This is a genomic window from Chamaesiphon sp. (assembly GCF_041737865.1).
Taxonomy (GTDB): domain Bacteria; phylum Cyanobacteriota; class Cyanobacteriia; order Cyanobacteriales; family Chamaesiphonaceae; genus Chamaesiphon.
Genome location: NZ_JBGSQZ010000013.1, coordinates 47,799 through 63,969 on the forward strand (window position 1 = coordinate 47,799; position 16,171 = coordinate 63,969).

12 protein-coding genes are annotated in these 16,171 nt (G+C 41.7%); 5 read left to right on the forward strand and 7 right to left on the reverse strand.

Going from position 1 to position 16,171, the window contains the following annotated elements:
* The first annotated feature begins 200 nt into the window (after nucleotides 1-200).
* From ACEW9J_RS00925 to ACEW9J_RS00935, 3 genes are all read left to right on the forward strand, one after another.
* Nucleotides 201-1,598, forward strand: coding sequence for a cytochrome c biogenesis protein (locus ACEW9J_RS00925; protein ID WP_373543271.1), 1,398 nt, complete (start codon nucleotides 201-203; stop codon nucleotides 1,596-1,598).
* Nucleotides 1,599-2,145: 547 nt separating this feature from the next.
* Nucleotides 2,146-3,294, forward strand: a complete 1,149-nt coding sequence (locus tag ACEW9J_RS00930) for an AAA family ATPase (RefSeq protein ID WP_373543272.1) — start codon at nucleotides 2,146-2,148, stop codon at nucleotides 3,292-3,294.
* Nucleotides 3,291-4,037: a hypothetical protein gene (locus ACEW9J_RS00935; protein WP_373543273.1), complete on the forward strand. Its 747-nt coding sequence runs from the start codon at nucleotides 3,291-3,293 to the stop codon at nucleotides 4,035-4,037. Before ACEW9J_RS00930 ends, ACEW9J_RS00935 begins: the two co-directional genes overlap by 4 nt.
* A 32-nt stretch (nucleotides 4,038-4,069) precedes the next feature.
* Here ACEW9J_RS00935 and ACEW9J_RS00940 read toward each other — a convergent pair whose 3' ends face one another.
* Both ACEW9J_RS00940 and ACEW9J_RS00945 read right to left on the reverse strand, forming a co-directional pair.
* A complete protein-coding gene (locus tag ACEW9J_RS00940; RefSeq protein ID WP_373543274.1) occupies nucleotides 4,070-5,506 on the reverse strand; it encodes a carotenoid oxygenase family protein in 1,437 nt (478 codons plus the stop codon).
* The gene (locus ACEW9J_RS00945; protein ID WP_373543275.1) at nucleotides 5,475-5,639 is read right to left on the reverse strand and encodes a hypothetical protein; all 165 of its coding nucleotides are present in this window, start codon (nucleotides 5,637-5,639) and stop codon (nucleotides 5,475-5,477) included. Before ACEW9J_RS00945 ends, ACEW9J_RS00940 begins: the two co-directional genes overlap by 32 nt.
* 118 nt (nucleotides 5,640-5,757) lie before the next feature.
* Between ACEW9J_RS00945 and ACEW9J_RS00950 the strand changes: the two genes are divergently transcribed.
* Together ACEW9J_RS00950 and acs are read left to right on the forward strand one after the other, a co-directional pair.
* Nucleotides 5,758-6,075: a hypothetical protein gene (locus ACEW9J_RS00950; protein ID WP_373543276.1), complete on the forward strand. Its 318-nt coding sequence runs from the start codon at nucleotides 5,758-5,760 to the stop codon at nucleotides 6,073-6,075.
* Between the two features lie 40 nt (nucleotides 6,076-6,115).
* A complete protein-coding gene (gene acs / locus ACEW9J_RS00955; protein WP_373543277.1) occupies nucleotides 6,116-8,086 on the forward strand; it encodes an acetate--CoA ligase in 1,971 nt (656 codons plus the stop codon).
* A 129-nt stretch (nucleotides 8,087-8,215) separates the two neighbouring features.
* On the opposite strand, the gene ACEW9J_RS00960 is transcribed toward acs, so the two are convergent.
* From ACEW9J_RS00960 to ACEW9J_RS00980, 5 genes are all read right to left on the reverse strand, one after another.
* Nucleotides 8,216-9,733 carry a hypothetical protein gene (locus tag ACEW9J_RS00960; protein ID WP_373543278.1) on the reverse strand — a complete coding sequence of 506 codons (1,518 nt, stop codon included), beginning with the start codon at nucleotides 9,731-9,733 and terminating at the stop codon, nucleotides 8,216-8,218.
* The gene (locus ACEW9J_RS00965) at nucleotides 9,694-10,488 is read right to left on the reverse strand and encodes a hypothetical protein (protein WP_373543279.1); all 795 of its coding nucleotides are present in this window, start codon (nucleotides 10,486-10,488) and stop codon (nucleotides 9,694-9,696) included. Before ACEW9J_RS00965 ends, ACEW9J_RS00960 begins: the two co-directional genes overlap by 40 nt.
* Before the next feature lie 198 nt (nucleotides 10,489-10,686).
* Nucleotides 10,687-13,932 (reverse strand): hypothetical protein, encoded by a 3,246-nt coding sequence (locus tag ACEW9J_RS00970; RefSeq protein ID WP_373543280.1) that lies wholly within the window; start codon nucleotides 13,930-13,932, stop codon nucleotides 10,687-10,689.
* A gap of 171 nt (nucleotides 13,933-14,103) precedes the next feature.
* On the reverse strand, nucleotides 14,104-15,603 hold the full coding sequence (locus ACEW9J_RS00975) for a tubulin-like doman-containing protein (protein WP_373543281.1): 1,500 nt from the start codon (nucleotides 15,601-15,603) through the stop codon (nucleotides 14,104-14,106).
* Nucleotides 15,604-15,612: 9 nt separating this feature from the next.
* Nucleotides 15,613-16,171 (reverse strand): hypothetical protein (locus ACEW9J_RS00980; protein WP_373543282.1); only part of this gene is annotated, 559 nt, incomplete at its 5' end.

The window sequence follows — 16,171 nt, forward strand, 5'->3', positions numbered from 1 at the left end:
TTCTTATGCCGCCTAAATAACGATATCAGCAGATAGTGGTGCGTTACGGCTTGCGCCTAACACACTCTACCTCAGTCTACATCTACCTAGCTGCTCAAAATAGGATTGCTATAGCTAAAATCTAACTGGTGGGAAGTGCCCACTCCATATATTAAATAGCCTTAAAAATCCAAAATCCAAAATCTAAAATCTAAAATCGAATGGCGATCGAATCTAACGTAACTTCAAATAATTTCTGGCAAATGCCCCAACAATGGTGGCGTAAGAAAATTGTACCAGTTATCGCCAATCTTAAATTTGCGATCGCCTTAGTACTAATTATTGCAGTTTTGAGTATTACTGGTACCGTCATCGAGCAGGGAGAAACGCCAGCATTTTATCAGGCTAATTATCCCGAACATCCAGCATTATTTGGCTTTGTGACTTGGAAGGTAATTCAAGTTATCGGATTAGACCATGTATACCGAACTTGGTGGTATCTGGGACTCTTAGTTCTGTTTGGAATTAGTCTGATGACTTGTACTTTTACCACTCAGTTACCGATGCTCAAGTCGGCGCGGAAGTGGAAGTTTTATGACAATCCTAAATTCTTTCAACGGTTAGCTCTGAGTGCTGAGATTGACGATCGAGATTTAGTTGCGCTCACCGCACAGTTAGCAGTTAAGAAGTACAAGATTTTCACAGAAGGTGATAAAGTCTATGCACGTAAAGGGTTAGTTGGTAAGATTGGACCGATTGTCGTTCATATCGGGATGATTTTGACCTTACTAGGTGGCGTGTGGGGGGCGATGACAGGTTTTGTTGCTCAAGAAATGGTACCGAGTGGCACAACTTTTCAAGTTAAAAATATTCTCGATGCTGGGCCGTTGTCAAATAGACAAATACCTAAAGATTGGTCTGTTAAAGTTAATCGATTCTGGATTGAATATACACCATTGGGCACGATAGATCAATTCTATTCCGATCTATCAGTAGTCGATAATACTAGTCAAAAAGAACTCGACCGACAAACAATCCATGTCAATAAGCCACTAAAATATCAAGGAGTTTATTACTACCAAACTGATTGGTCGATCTCTGGAGTAAAAATTCAACTGAATAATAGTCCGATCTTTAGACTACCGATGGCTCAACTAGGGGACGGGGTTCAAAATCGGATTTGGGGAACTTGGATTCCGACTAAGCCAGACTTGAGTGAAGGTGTTTCGCTGCTAGCCAAGGACTTACAAGGAACATTACTAGTTTACGATACCAAAGGACAATTATTTTCGAGTGTCCGAGCTGGAAACTCGATCGAGATTAATGGCGTGACGCTAAAAATTATCGATTTAATCGGTGCTACTGGACTACAAATTAAAGCCGATCCTGGTATTCCGATCGTTTATTTGGGCTTTGGGTTACTGATGCTAGGAGTAGTGATGAGTTACTTTTCACATTCCCAAGTTTGGGCGGTAACTAAGGATGGCAAATTGTATCTAGGTGGCCGAACAAATCGCGCTCAAGTAGTATTCGAGCGAGAAATGATTGAAATCATCGATCGACTCCAAACAGGTGAAGCCAAAGCTAAAGGTGAGGTAATGCCCACCGCAGTAGGCTAGATCGAACTTGAATCGATGTTGGCGTTGGCTGTGCGCCCACTACGATCCACAGCCTCCATAAATAGCAGAATTGTCATTGTCAATTATCCGTACCTATGTTAGATTAAGTCCAGGTAGTAAATTACTCGTTGTTCCGAACAGCTAACCAATTATTATATTTGGAGGTGGTGCCCATGATAGAGAGTAGTACACGTTTGGGTCTCGAAACTGGAGTTAGCCGGCTGAGTGCCGGGACTGTCCTCTAGTCATCTGTAGGTCTTTTTCTACATCTATCTAGATTCACTCCTGCTCCGTCGAAGAGTTTCTCCCGGCAGCCAGGTTCCAGTGAACGGACCCCCTAGACCGCTCCTAATTGTTAGTACTGAGATTTTAGAATCTTACTAACATTTAGGAGCGGATAGTTTTTGAGGGGTGAATACACTAAATGGGCTAAAATATATCTAAATTAATTAAAATATCGATCCGATCGCTCAGCCTATAGGTTAGCTCTTTCATAATTATCACTTTATTTAAAAACTATTAACTGAGTCTGTTTACTCTAAAAGAGATGTTACATAAACTACGAGTTCAGCACTATAAAAGTCTTTTCGATCTTGAAGTTGAGTTAGAACCATTGACTGTATTCATTGGGCCGAATGGTGCTGGGAAATCGAATATTTGTGAATCTTTGGTAGTGTTGTCTAATTTTCTTCAAAGACTTATTGCAAATAATGATAATACTTTTGTCAAGAAGTTTTTCTTAGAATCTTTTGGAACCACTGGTCAATCCCCATATGTCGAATCCAAATTTTGGCAAGGAAAGTTAGATCGCTTATCCTTCTATGTTAAAGATTCTAGCTATTTAGAGAATGAATCCTCTGAAAACAATGAATTATTTCCATTAATGTCAGATATATCAATTAATTTTGATTATATTCAACAGGCAGCTTCAATCGAGGCTGATGGAAATCCTGGTACTGGACTAAAAAATACAACAGCAGATTTACGACAATTTCTAGTTAATTATCGATACCCAAATTCTCATCTTGCAAATTCATTGAAGCAAGTCAGTATCTATGATTTTTCCCCAACAGCTTTATCAAGCAACACTAGTAACCATCAATTGGCTAGTAGCATGGATAGAACAGGAAAGGGAATCGCTTATGCTCTAGCAGATATTTTACTGACGAATAGAGATAGATTTAATGAATTAGAGCACCGTTTAACCAGGCTTGTTCCTAACATCAAAAGAATTTCGTTACTGCGGACAGAAAATCAATCTTTCTCATTAGAATTAATCGATAGATATTCAGAACATCATATTCCTGCTACTGATATATCGGATGGAACATTAAGAATTCTAGGATTTCTAACCGCGCTATATCAAGAAAATACTCAAAGTATTATTTGTTTTGAAGAAATAGAAAATGGAATTCATCCGTGGCTGTTACATAAGATGGTAGAGCTATTAAAAATTGTTTCCACTGAAGGCATCACTGGTAATCCCGTTCAAGTTTTAATTACGACATACTCACCAGTTTTGCTAAACTATGTCGAGCCACACCAAGTTCGCGCTGTCGAACTAGATAAAGAGGGTAAAACTCAAGTTCATGCTTTACCGACAGACTCTGTTCGCTTCCAGAAAGCTTTAGAAGCTTATGATAGAGACTTGGGCGAACTTTGGTTTACAAATGTGTTTGGAGGAAATCCAGCATGATGCGCCCACTTAGGATTGGGCTAATTGCGGAGGGGGAAGCAGAATTGGGATCGAGTATTCCCTATATCAAACCAGAAGAAGGCGGGAAAATTATCGAACGCGAAAAAGAAGGTGCATTACATACCTTAATTAGAAGAGAACTTAACACTTGTGGTTTGCCAGATTGTGATTTTGTCCATAGGCATCCATCAATCAAAGAAGCACAGAAGAAGACGTTACGGAGAGGACATTCAATTCTCGATCGCAAATATCTAGCCCAGGTAGTTAGTATTTGGAAACCAGAGGAAGTCGATATCATCGTGATTGTAGTTGATGCAGACGATAAACTATTGCAACGGCAGATTGATTTAGAAGCGGAACTAAAAGTCATTCGTGATAATCACTTAGATGATAATGAGCGATCGATTGTCGATCGCAGTACGGGTGGTTTAGCAATAAAAAATTTTGAAGCATGGTTGTTAGCTGATACTCAGACAATTTCCAGCATGTTGGGCGTGGAAGTCGAACAATTTAATAATACAGAGAATTTAGACAATACAAAGGATATTTTGGACAATGCAATTGCTCAATCGACATATCTCGATCTAGAAATTAACAATCAACGTCCACTTCAAATTAGATGGAATTTAGCAGCACAAATAGATCTAGCCATCATCAAGACTTGTTGTCCAAATGGGTACGCAGATTTCATAAAATATTTGATAGAGGTGGCGAAAAATATTACAAATTCACTAAACGAGTAAACAACAGCTTTTTATATATGGATTAGATTATTTCAATTCCCTTTCCAGGTGCCATGAAAACCCATCGGTACCACACTGGGTAAGCCCAATCGACACACGGGCGATTCATCCAACCTGTCGCAGTCACAGATCCAGACTTCACTTTGATGATTTTTGCCATCATAGACGACTGTGACAATCCAGCCTCGGTTAGCATCGAATTTATCGACAACATGAATCGGTTCGGTAGGATACAGATGACTAGCGAGATCGGCAGTAGTTAAAGTATTTGTCTGTCGATCGAATCTTCCAATCGTACCGACTAATTCTCGGCTGAGAACTGCATCTGGCTTGTGAACAGCTAAATATGTATATCGCCATTCTTGCCCGACTTGGGAACTTTCGACAAGTGGAAATTCACAACTGCGATCGCTTAATTGTTCGCTGCTAGTCAGTTTACCAGCAGTCGGATCGATAACTAGTTGCCAGAGTGCCCCGATTGCTTCAGTTTGAGTTGTACCAGAAGCAACTTCTCGGAGAAACTCATTAGTGCCAAAATCCCGATAGCGGACTAAATCGCAGACAATATTACCATCAGCATCGACAAACCCATTACCGAAATGCCATTGATACCACGGCTCGGTAGTGAAGTTATTAACTAGACTCAGATCCTCACGATCGAATACCATTATCTGTGTGCCTAATTCTGGCTTCCAGCGCATCGATTCACTATAACTAGCCAATCCAAATAAAATCGGTAATGGTTGAATCTCGATCGGTGGTAAACAAAAAACTAAATACTTACCAACCATCAAAAAATCATGAACTATTGTTAGTCTGGGTAATTTAGTTTGAGTAGACTTGATGACTTTACCACTGCGATCGCTCACGTAGAGATTAAGTTTTGGTTGTGCGCCGATTGAGATGCCGAAATTATATATATATCCAGAAATTGGATCGACTTTGGGATGTGCGGAATAAACTAATGGAGTGAGATCGCTACCTAAATTATCGGTACCGATCGTTGCTAAAGTATCTAAATCTAGAGCGTGCGGCTCGGCACCTTCCCAGAGTGCCAACAATCGATCGGGTAATGCCAAAACCGACGTATTTGCGGCACTTCCGAACGATTTACCCCAACGTTCCCAGAGATTGCCAGATGGTCGCATTCCATAGTTACCATACAACCAGCGATCGACTTGACTTTCTTCCTGATATTTCTTGGTCTGAACATAGCGGTAGACCCCACTAGCAGCCCCGTCAGCAAACTTGACAGCCAAAATTGCCCCATCCCCGTCAAACCAATGCCCGACCCGTTTACCGCCGCGTTCGAGTCGTCCGGGGCCATTTCGATAGAGAGTACCAGCTAATCCTGCTGGAATCGCACCTGAGAGGATTGGTAGTTGTGTCTGCGGAAATTCAGGAGCGGGTTTAGCTAAAGCCTGACCCCACAGCGGTTTAGTGGTAGATGGTCTTGAAGTAGTTGTCATAGGTAGATAACTGTAATTTGGGTGCCGATCGACTGACAAATCTATAATTAAATTTTACAGCAGTTATCTGGAATGTGAGGGATAACATAAACTTGTAGCAAGCACTCGGCGATCGATCTTTCAATGCAGACATTGCATCTAGATGATTTATTTCAATCGTTGATACTCTCTTTCCAGCACTAATAGATTTAACGACTGTCTAGATGAATTGGTCGATCGATAAAAAAATATTAATACTGAGGCTAAAAAACATGAGTGAAAATAATGATGCCATCCTCCAAGCCATTCAGGCAGGATTTGCTAATGTAGAACGCCAGTTTACAGATCTACCGATCGGCAACAGTCGGATTGAATCTAGGCTAGCTAATCTTGAAACTGAAGTAGCTGAAATCAAAACTAAACTCACTAAAGTTGAAAATCGGATGCACACAGTCGATCTCCGTCTAAATGCAGTCGATCTGCGACTGGTTGATTTTTCAGAGGATATTCGTGGCTTGCAAACTCAACAAAATCGAATCAACGAATATCTTTTCAGCCGCCCACAATATCTGTGGTCTACTAGGCGATAATTAACTACTAATAGTCGATCGCCTATACTCAATCTCCATTATGTCAGATATATCAATTGAATCTACGCTTCAAGAAGAGCGGCTATTTAGCCCCTCAGCAGAGTTTTCCCAAGCCGCTCAGATTAAGAGCTTGGCGGAATATGAAGAAATTTATGCCCGCGCCCAAGCCAATCCCGAACAGTTTTGGGCAGAACTGGCGACAAGCGAACTGCATTGGTTTAAAAAATGGGACAAAGTTTTGGATTGGCAACCCCCATTTGCTAAGTGGTTTACAGGCGGTAAGATTAATATCTCCTACAATTGCCTCGATCGACATCTGACTACTTGGCGCAAGAATAAAGCCGCACTAATTTGGGAAGGTGAACCAGGCGACTCCCGCACCCTCACCTATGCTCAGTTGCATCGCGAAGTTTGTCAGATGGCAAACGCGCTCAAACAGATGGGTGTAGTTAAAGGGGATTTAGTCGGGATTTATTTACCGATGATTCCTGAAGCCGCGATCGCGATGTTGGCTTGTGCGAGAATTGGGGCAGTACATACCGTCGTATTCGGTGGCTTCAGTGCCGAGGCTTTGCGAGACAGGTTGGCTAATGGTAAAGCTAAAGCTGTAATTACCGCCGATGGTGGCTGGCGCAAAGATGCGATTGTCCCTCTGAAAATCCAGGTAGATAAAGCTCTAGAAAATGATGCTTGTCCGACAGTCGAAAAAGTTTTAGTCGTTCAGCGCACCAAGCAAGACATCTCGATGATATCCAATCGCGATATCTGGTGGCATGAAATTCAGCCTACCGTGTCCGCTGACTGTCCCGCTGTAGAAATGGATGCCGAGGACATGTTGTTTGTGCTCTACACATCCGGCAGTACGGGCAAACCCAAAGGCGTAGTCCACACCACAGGTGGCTACAATCTCTACAGCCACATCACCACCAAGTGGATTTTCGATCTCAATGATACCGATGTCTACTGGTGTACCGCTGATGTCGGTTGGATTACTGGACATAGCTATGTCGTGTATGGCCCATTATCCAACGGCGCGACTACCGTAATGTATGAAGGGGTAACTCGTCCCTCGCAGCCTGGATGCACATGGGACATCATCGAAAAATATGGCGTCACCATCTTCTATACCGCCCCCACCGCCATTCGCGTCTTCATGAAAATCGGCGAAGAATTGCCCAACGCCAGAAATCTTTCCTCCCTGCGCCTCCTCGGTACTGTCGGCGAACCCATCAACCCCGAAGCCTGGATGTGGTACCACCGCGTAATTGGTAAAGAAAAATGCCCGATCGTCGATACCTGGTGGCAAACTGAAACTGGGGGAATCATGATTACCGCGCTTCCTGGCGCAATCCCTACAAAACCAGGCTCCGCCACTCGCTCCTTCCCTGGCATCATCGCCGAAATTGTCGATCTCGATGGGAATACTCTCCCCGCCAATAATGGTGGCTACTTAGCTGTCAAATATCCCTGGCCCGGAATGATGCAGACAGTGTATGGTGATGATGAGCGATTCCGCAAAACCTATTGGGAACATATCGCCCCCAAAGATGGCAAATACATGTATTTTGCGGGGGATGGAGCGCGTCAGGACGCGGATGGTTATTTTTGGGTGATGGGACGCATCGATGATGTGCTCAACGTCTCAGGGCACCGTCTGGGCACGATGGAACTCGAATCTGCTCTCGTCTCTCACCCCGCCGTCGCCGAAGCCGCCGTTGTCGGCAAACCTGATGAAATCAAGGGTGAAGAAATCGTTGCGTTTGTGACTTTAAATAGTAATTATTTGGGTGATGAAAGTTTAGTTAAGGAGTTGCAAAAACACGTCGGTGTCGAAATTGGGGCGATCGCACGTCCTGGTGAAATCCGCTTTACTGATGCGCTACCCAAGACTCGATCTGGTAAAATTATGCGCCGACTATTACGCGATTTAGCAGCAGGGAAGGAGGTTTCTGGTGATACTTCGACGCTAGAAGATCGTAGTGTTCTGGATAAATTGAGAGAGAGTGACTAGATGAATTAAGCAGCGACGCACGATCGGTAATTCTATCTATCTACGTGCGTCTTATAGCAATCCTAAATGAGAAACTTAACCCTAGCTGACGTTATTTATGGTTTGAGTAGAATATAGCAATTTAAGTTATTAACAGATTTGGTCTAGGTAACCTTTTTGTTCCAGCTTCCACTGCTTGGGCATATTTGCTTTTGTAATAGTAACGATCGCGGGTTTAAATAGTGTGAAGTTGGTACTGTTATTCGCGCCATTAAATAGTAATGATAACACCTCTAAACATTTATCGTAATTAGGGAAGTCTATTTTCGGCACTAGGTAATGAGTGCTATTGTCGAATGGGACAATCCAATAATGTCCGATGTTATCTTCTACTAGTTCGATGGTTTGACCATTATTTCTCCTCAAACTGGCAGTTGAAACCATGTACGATCGCAAAAAATATTTCTCACCAGAATTATAAAGACTAGCGAAAGGTGATGTTATTTTGTTAGCAATTGGTTTGCTTACAGTTCGATCTCCTAAACTTTGCTGTTGTGGGGATGGTTCTAACATCAAAATATCAGCATCGATCGTTTCTATTTTTTGATGGATAGATGCTGGTTGAAGTTTGGCTATTTCTTGGGCTACTAATAGTTGGACTCGCGCCACGATCTCTCGTTCGCTTTTGTCTTGCTGACGCTGCCGTCGTTGGCATTCAGCTTTGAGTTTTTCTAGATCGATTTTCAGCGAGGTAATTTCCTTTGAATCAATCGCCTTCGGAGGGTTAAAATTCTGGTTGGTGGCGTTCGATCCAATCTGAAGCTTTAAAGCAGTTATTTCTCGGTCGAATCTTGTGGATCGATAGTTAGACTCAGCTAGTTGAGATTTAAGTGTTGTTATTTCCTGTTGTTTTATCGCTAATTGTTCAAGAATTTTAGTAACGATCGATTGTAATTTTGCTTGCTTGTCAGTGAGAATTTCAGTATCTTCAAATTTCACATGCCCTTGTTCGATTTGCAAGATCCGATCGTTCAATTTCACTAATTTTGATACTAGATCTTCGATGACATTATTTGTAGTGGTATATTGCTGGATTTGAGTATTAGTTAGTTTACCTCGTTCGACTAGTTTCCACGTCAGTGGTTCGACGATCGGTAGGATTTGGACTAGTGCGGGTGCGACTAAAATACAGTTATTGTTACTAGAATCTGGCACTATATCTCGATCGAAACTAGCAGATAGAGATGGCATTCGATCGATCGATAAAGCTTTGGTAGGATTGGGCACTAACCATCCCTTATCTGGCTCGGATTGGGTAGGAACAATCCAATAATTTCCCCGGATAAAGCGATAAAATGTAATATTGCGATCTTGACGAATGAAGCTATCCTCGCTGAGGATAACATCGATCGCATAGGCATTGAATAGATGTGGTAGATCGTTATACAGTTCGATAAATCGATCTTGTTGTAGATTTAGGGTTGGAGGAATAGACGCGATCGCATTATCGAAAATTTGGGTGACGGGTTGGAGATTGACGGGAAGTTCGCCACGAGTGAGGGCAGAGACAAGATTATTTAGATAAATCTCTAGTTGTTGAATTTGTCTGGCGACGGCACGAATTTCTGTCATAAAAATTTCAACTCTCCCCGTTCCTGAAGTCGCCATGTTTGCGGATTAGTATTAGGATCGATCGATACTATTGCTGGTTTAACTAGTTGAATATTTTGATAATCAGGCGTATAATTATGGGATTCAAAAATCGAAGTAGTAGTTGTATAACTGTGTTGGTTGATATACTTGCCTCCAACAGGTACTAAGTAAGTAGTATCATTAAAATTGAAGACCCAGTAGTTACCTCGATTGGTTTCTTCTAGCACAGCAGTTTTATCTTCGTTTCCTCGATTAGAATTAATAGAATCTTTATTAAGGCTAGCAGTTTTAGGATGATACTTGGCAGCAAATTGACTGATGTTATGATAATATTCTGAAATTATTTCTTGATGTGCTGAGGATAACGGTGTTATCTCAGAATTAAGCTCTTCTGGCTTTGGTAAAATAGGATCGTCTGAGTCAGCGAGAGGATCTAAATTACTAGGTGATTCTAAATCTCGTTTATCGATAATACTAGGATCCTTTATTTCTGTGGAATTTACAGATGTTATGGGGATATCAATATCTCGGTCTATTTTTATCTGTTGAAATAGCAGAAGAGACTTGATTTCTGGAATATGTGCTGAGATATTTGAGATTTGCTGTTTTAGGAGATCGATATCATCTCTTTGAGTGTTTAATCTATTATTTAAGACATCTTGACGGTATTTTCCTCGACTTTCTAGCTCTCTTGCTCGATCGTAATATTTTAACGACCAATCTAATAATAAGCCGTATATCCTCGGTTCTAATAAATTATCTATTTTCAATAACCAGCCGCATCGATCGCACTCTTCTTTGGTACAATCTTGAATCTCTGTATTACAGATTGGGCAATTAGAATATAAATGTGCCATGTTCATGTGGAAGATGCTATCTTCTAGACAGTCAATAGTAATTAAATCTGAAATATAGCTTAGGGCGGGCACTGCCCACCATTAAATACCGAATAACACTAATATTTTTTATTATTTACCAGCCCATTCTTTTGCAAGTACTCGTAGTAAGGCTTTCAATCCAATAATAAACGGTGGCTCGATGCGGAGATCGTCAGATTTACCTTTGATCTCAAGTAACATCTTCCGCATCTCTTTATGAGTATCACTCCATAGCTTGGTACTATATTGAGGATCTAATCCAGTCTTGCGTTGATAGGTATTAAAAGGTTTGATTTCTTCGATATCTAAATCTTTTAGTCCGCGATTGAAATCTTCGACGAATTGTTTGAGTCGATCGAGTTGAGGAATAGTAAATTCACTGATATTTTCATCATCATCTAACTCTAGTCGAGATGTCCAGGCGATTTCACGACTGTTAATCTGACAAGTTTCACCTGCAATGAGCAGATCTTTATCCTTTTTATCTAGTCCTGTTAACTTAGTTTTATCGACTACCAAGCCGCAGACTACTTCATCTTTAGGACGTTGACTGAGTTGGGTGGGGTTATCGATTTCCTCTAATCCCGATGGAGCGGCTAACATCCGATTGAAGAGTTCGTTGAGATCGGTATGTTTATTAAACTCGCCACCTGTGGCAATCCAATGCAGTAGCCGCGAACCGTTTCCACCGATGTAAATAGCCGGAATTTCTGATTCGGTATATTTTTCTTCTCGTTGTAGAGTATGGAGGATCGTGCCAATGTAGTAATAAATACCCGCTATACCTACTGTCATTAATCTCAATAAACCCTGAAAATCTTTATCTTCTTCGAGGGTGTGACGACGCTCTTTGAGCCAAGCTTCGCTATTATGACGTAATAACACATCTATTTTTGACTTAAACTGCTCGTCATTTAAATCCTTCCAGCCGACTGATTCTTGATTGAACCATTTCGTAACTAGTTCTGGACGTAATTCCAAAAACTGAGATAATAAATGTCTTCCGGCTAATTGAATTGAACATTGGTGAATAAGTCTGTTATCTTGCCAAATTGAGATATCAGAAGTACCACCACCAAGATCGATGCAAGCACTACAAATTAAATTTCGATCTTCTTTATCAGCGAAGTATTGAGCAATTGCCAAACTCTCAGTACGGAAAGATGTCTCGCCTTGTTTGGGGGCAATATGTTCGATCGACATCTGCTTACCCAGATCGTCAATTAAATCTTCCCAAGTTTTCGCATATTTACGAGTTTCACCCTTAGAAAAAGCAGAAGGATAAGAAATCGACCATTCAATTTTATTTGCGCCGTCTTTGGCAGCTAAGGCACTAATAATTAGAGCTAAATGCTGAAGAAATAGCTGACTCAAATCTTTGTCTTTCCATTTGATATCTGTTTTCATCCATTTGGAATCGGGACGGAAGCCCGAACCAGTATCGGGAATATAAATACGTCCATCATAAATTGGCCGCTTCTTATCATTCCGTGTTTGTCCGCGCTGAGTTAAGATCGTCGATAAAGGAAGAGGTTTATCGAGTGGGACAAAGCTTTCAGGAATAAAGTATTCAAATAAAGCTGGGTTGCGAGTTTCTTCATCAGCATCGGTGATTTTGAGATGAAGCGAATTTAGTTGTAATGACTCATTTTTACCATGGCGATTGACATATATATTCGTAAAAGATGTCCCAAAATCTACACCTACTTTCCAGGTATCTGTCAAGGTAATTGATTCAGGTGTCGGTATGACGATCGCACCAATATTTTGACCTTTATATAGACAGTTAATATGACTTGGAAACTCTTCTAATCTCGTCGTTAGGTACTTCCCACCATCTTCAAATACGTGGGGATTATGAGCATCATCAAAGGCGACTTGGAAGGCACTATTATCGCGACTGGGGTCGTGATAGAACGCATAATATTCATGCCAACCACCGCCTACAATCTTGAAGTGAGGATAGATTTCTAATACGGGAATTTCTTTAATCAGATATCGCTCATCAAGGATGTACTCTCGGACAATTTGATATTCACTCGGACGTGAGCTAGTAGGATTCATCCCCACTAGAGGTAGATTTAGTTTGACGCGGACGGTATTATTGCTATCCCCTGGTTCAAATTTCAATCGTCGCATCAGATCTTCGGGAGTGAAGTAATCTAATAAAATCCGGTTGATGGGCAGTAACGGTGTAATTTTCTGGCGATTAAATAATAACGGTTGGCTAGTAGTGGGCGAAAATGCACCAGGTAGGGCATTCTCTACATCCATAAAATGCAAATCTGATAGTAATAGTTGACTTGGTTCGATCCACTTAATATTATTATCCCAGTCAGTCATTCTACCCAATCGCAAGTCATCAATATTTAGCGATTCGAGGGTTTTATCGGCATAGATACAGATATTTTGTTTCGGTACGCCCCAATGCTCGGCGAGATAGGTATCAATTAAAAGAAGTGGTTTATTAACCAACTTATTTTCGCTCGGAATCACGCGCACGGGAGATTCGACGAGCGAGATAGTTTTCCCTTTAATTGGATAATTTAATCCGTTAAATACACCCCGATTGATGGCTACACCAAAATGATTGGGTGAATCGGTATCTAAGATATCTACTCGATCGGTTTCACCCGTGAGTGTTCTACTATATTCTTTTAAGAGGTTGGCGATCGTTTCGATGGCGTATGTATCGCCTTGATAACTAGAATTGGTGACTTCTGCCCATAAATTGTTCAACCATTCACGTAATAATGGTTTTTCATCTGGATTCAAATGACGATGAGGAGCTTCCAATCTTTTGAATACAGAATTCCACCAGGGTAAACCGTCCCAGTCTGCTTCCGCAGCAGGTGCAATAATCGTCGTCGGGCTGGTAATACCGACAGCTTGCTTTTTCCAACTCCAGACATAGAGTTCTTCCCAAGGATGTTTATTTGCGAGCTGATGTAGACTCTTACCAGAATTTGGTAAAAGCTGATATAACGCCGCCGCAAAGGGGTAACTATCTTTGAGCTTATGGAGATCGACTAATTCAGCTTTGAGCTGAAATCCACGTACTTTGGATAAAGCAATCGCTGCTAACATGCCTTGCCATTGACCGATCGCGGCTTCCCGTAGAGGATGGCGAGTATTGTATAATGGCAGATCCAATGTCATCGGCAACGCCCACATATCCGGCACCGAGTTAATCTTTTTGTTATCCCCAGGTGCTTTGTAGTCTAGACTTTTAGCAACACTTTCAAATTTAGTCTTATCATATCGCTCCCATTTACCAGTTTTATTTGGTGCTGGCAAATCTGCATCTCTGAGTTTGGGAAGAACAAATACTGTCATATAAATTTTGGATTATAGATTTCAGAGGAACACTGGGTGAAAAATCCCCTCAGAGGAGGGGTGCCCGAAGGGCGGGTGGGTAGATCTCCGCCACCCCAACTCTAAGTTTTTAAATACCCACCAAACAGATAAACTCGTTGGCGGAGCCTCTCCAACGGAGAATCGATTAAACTAGTTAAACTGAGAATTGAGATAGAGAGATTTAGCTAAACCAACCGTACCGCGATTGATGCCCTGAACACTTTTCACCTCATGGCGACGCAATCGATCTTTAATGCGGACAATATCATCCTTATCTTGCTTAGTCCGCTGTTCGCGAGTATCGCCCAGCAGCAGTTCCTCCAATTTGTGAAATTGAATATTCCCATTCAGATCGCCAAATATCTGCGTATTAAATAGTTGCAATCGATCGATCTTATCGACGTGCAATTCTTTCAGCCAAAGTAGATAACTGCGACTCCAACTACTTAGAGTCTCAATTCCTTTTTGCTGATAGGGTAGATCGAACCGATCTTTACTATCCGCTTGTAAATCATAGTATTTATCCAACCAAGGCTCATCCCTAGCGGCAATTTTAAATCCATTTTCGAGCGTATATCTTGCTGTTTTCTCAATGTCGCTCGTCCATAGATAAGCGAGTCGAGCAGCATTCGTCATCAATTTTTTGACATTAAAATCATCGGGTAGATCGCTCCATTTAATCTCCCCCACTCGATCGCGAGTAATCGACATCAGCGCATCATCCCGATCTTCAAGTAGAAAATCACGGGCAGCTAAAGCCGCATATAATTCGACAAAATGGGGACGATTTTTTTGAGTAGTATTACCGACACTAAATTCTACTTCTGAGGTGTTCTCATTCCCTAATAGATAGACAGTATCGAATAAGTTACTCGCCTGAGTCACATAGTAGCGTAATGCCGATTCAGTATTGAGCAAAAACTGGTCGGATGCCGCGTACAATCCATTTGTCTCGGCTCCAGGTGGTACTGTGAAGCTAAAATAAGGCAATAAAAATAGACCGCCTAACTTGACTCGATCGGCGATATTTTGCTGCTCTAGTTTATTGCGTAATAACCTAGCAATTGTCGGAATTCCCGATGCCCCAGTTCCACCAAAGATCGAACCACACAATAGCACGCGAGCCTGCTTACCTTGGGCACCTACAGCATTATTAATACTTTGGATGAAACTTCCCCAAGGCTCGGTATCCAAACGCTTGAGGTCAATCTGACTCATCACTGCCGCACCAATTGCCGGACGACCGCGAAAGCCTTCATCTAATTGTTGATTGCGTTCATCGGGAGTGTAAAGAACTTCTAATAAATTTGCCAATCCAGCATCCATTGTGCCGTAATTAAAATAACTAGCTAATTCCCGTCCGCCGAGTTTACCTTGAAATGGCGACCACAAATCGTAGGATTTAATAGGCGTGGACATCCAATCGATCTGCTGTTCGGTACTGCCACCAGTTACTAATTGCTGACATTCTTGATAAGTACTTAGCGTTTTACGAGCGCGATCGACATTACCATTATTCTCATCAGGATCGACAAATAAGACTTCGATCTCTTCTTTTGTGTATAAACCCGTCGCAGCAATCTGGACGATCGATTCGACACATTTGGCACCCGATCCACCAATTGCGATAATAAATAATTTATTGTTCATATTGGTTTTTTAACGCTTAAATAAATTTGCACCAGGTGGTAAACGTCGTGCGATACCTGGTGTACTTGTAGCAGTCGTCAACCAGTAGATCGAGATAATATCGATCGCAAATAAAATAATTAATGGCAAAATCGCATCGCCACTACTCTTGGGAGCTAAAATATTTTGGCGAGATAACACGATCGCAAGTGCAGTTCCAATCATCGGAATCACCGAAATAAACCACCACGAGCCGACACGCTGCGCTCCAGCTTCAGGCGTTTTGTGTGGCGAGTTGATATTCCAAGCTACCCAGACAACAACAGCTAATAACGAGGAAGCCAGCACAATGGCGGCCATTGGCATGTAATGGTTGTTTAGCCAGCTCTGAACCTTTACGTCTGTCAGCCGCAACCATTGTCCTGAAAATAGCAGTGGTTGAACGACGAACATTAACATCATCCCTAAAATGGGAATCACAAACAAACGGATAACTTCCGCGACAGTAGGGCGCATGGTGGTGTGAGAATACACTTCCTCTGTATTGTTCCCGTACCGTAACGCAAGATCTACATGCTGACTACCAAAC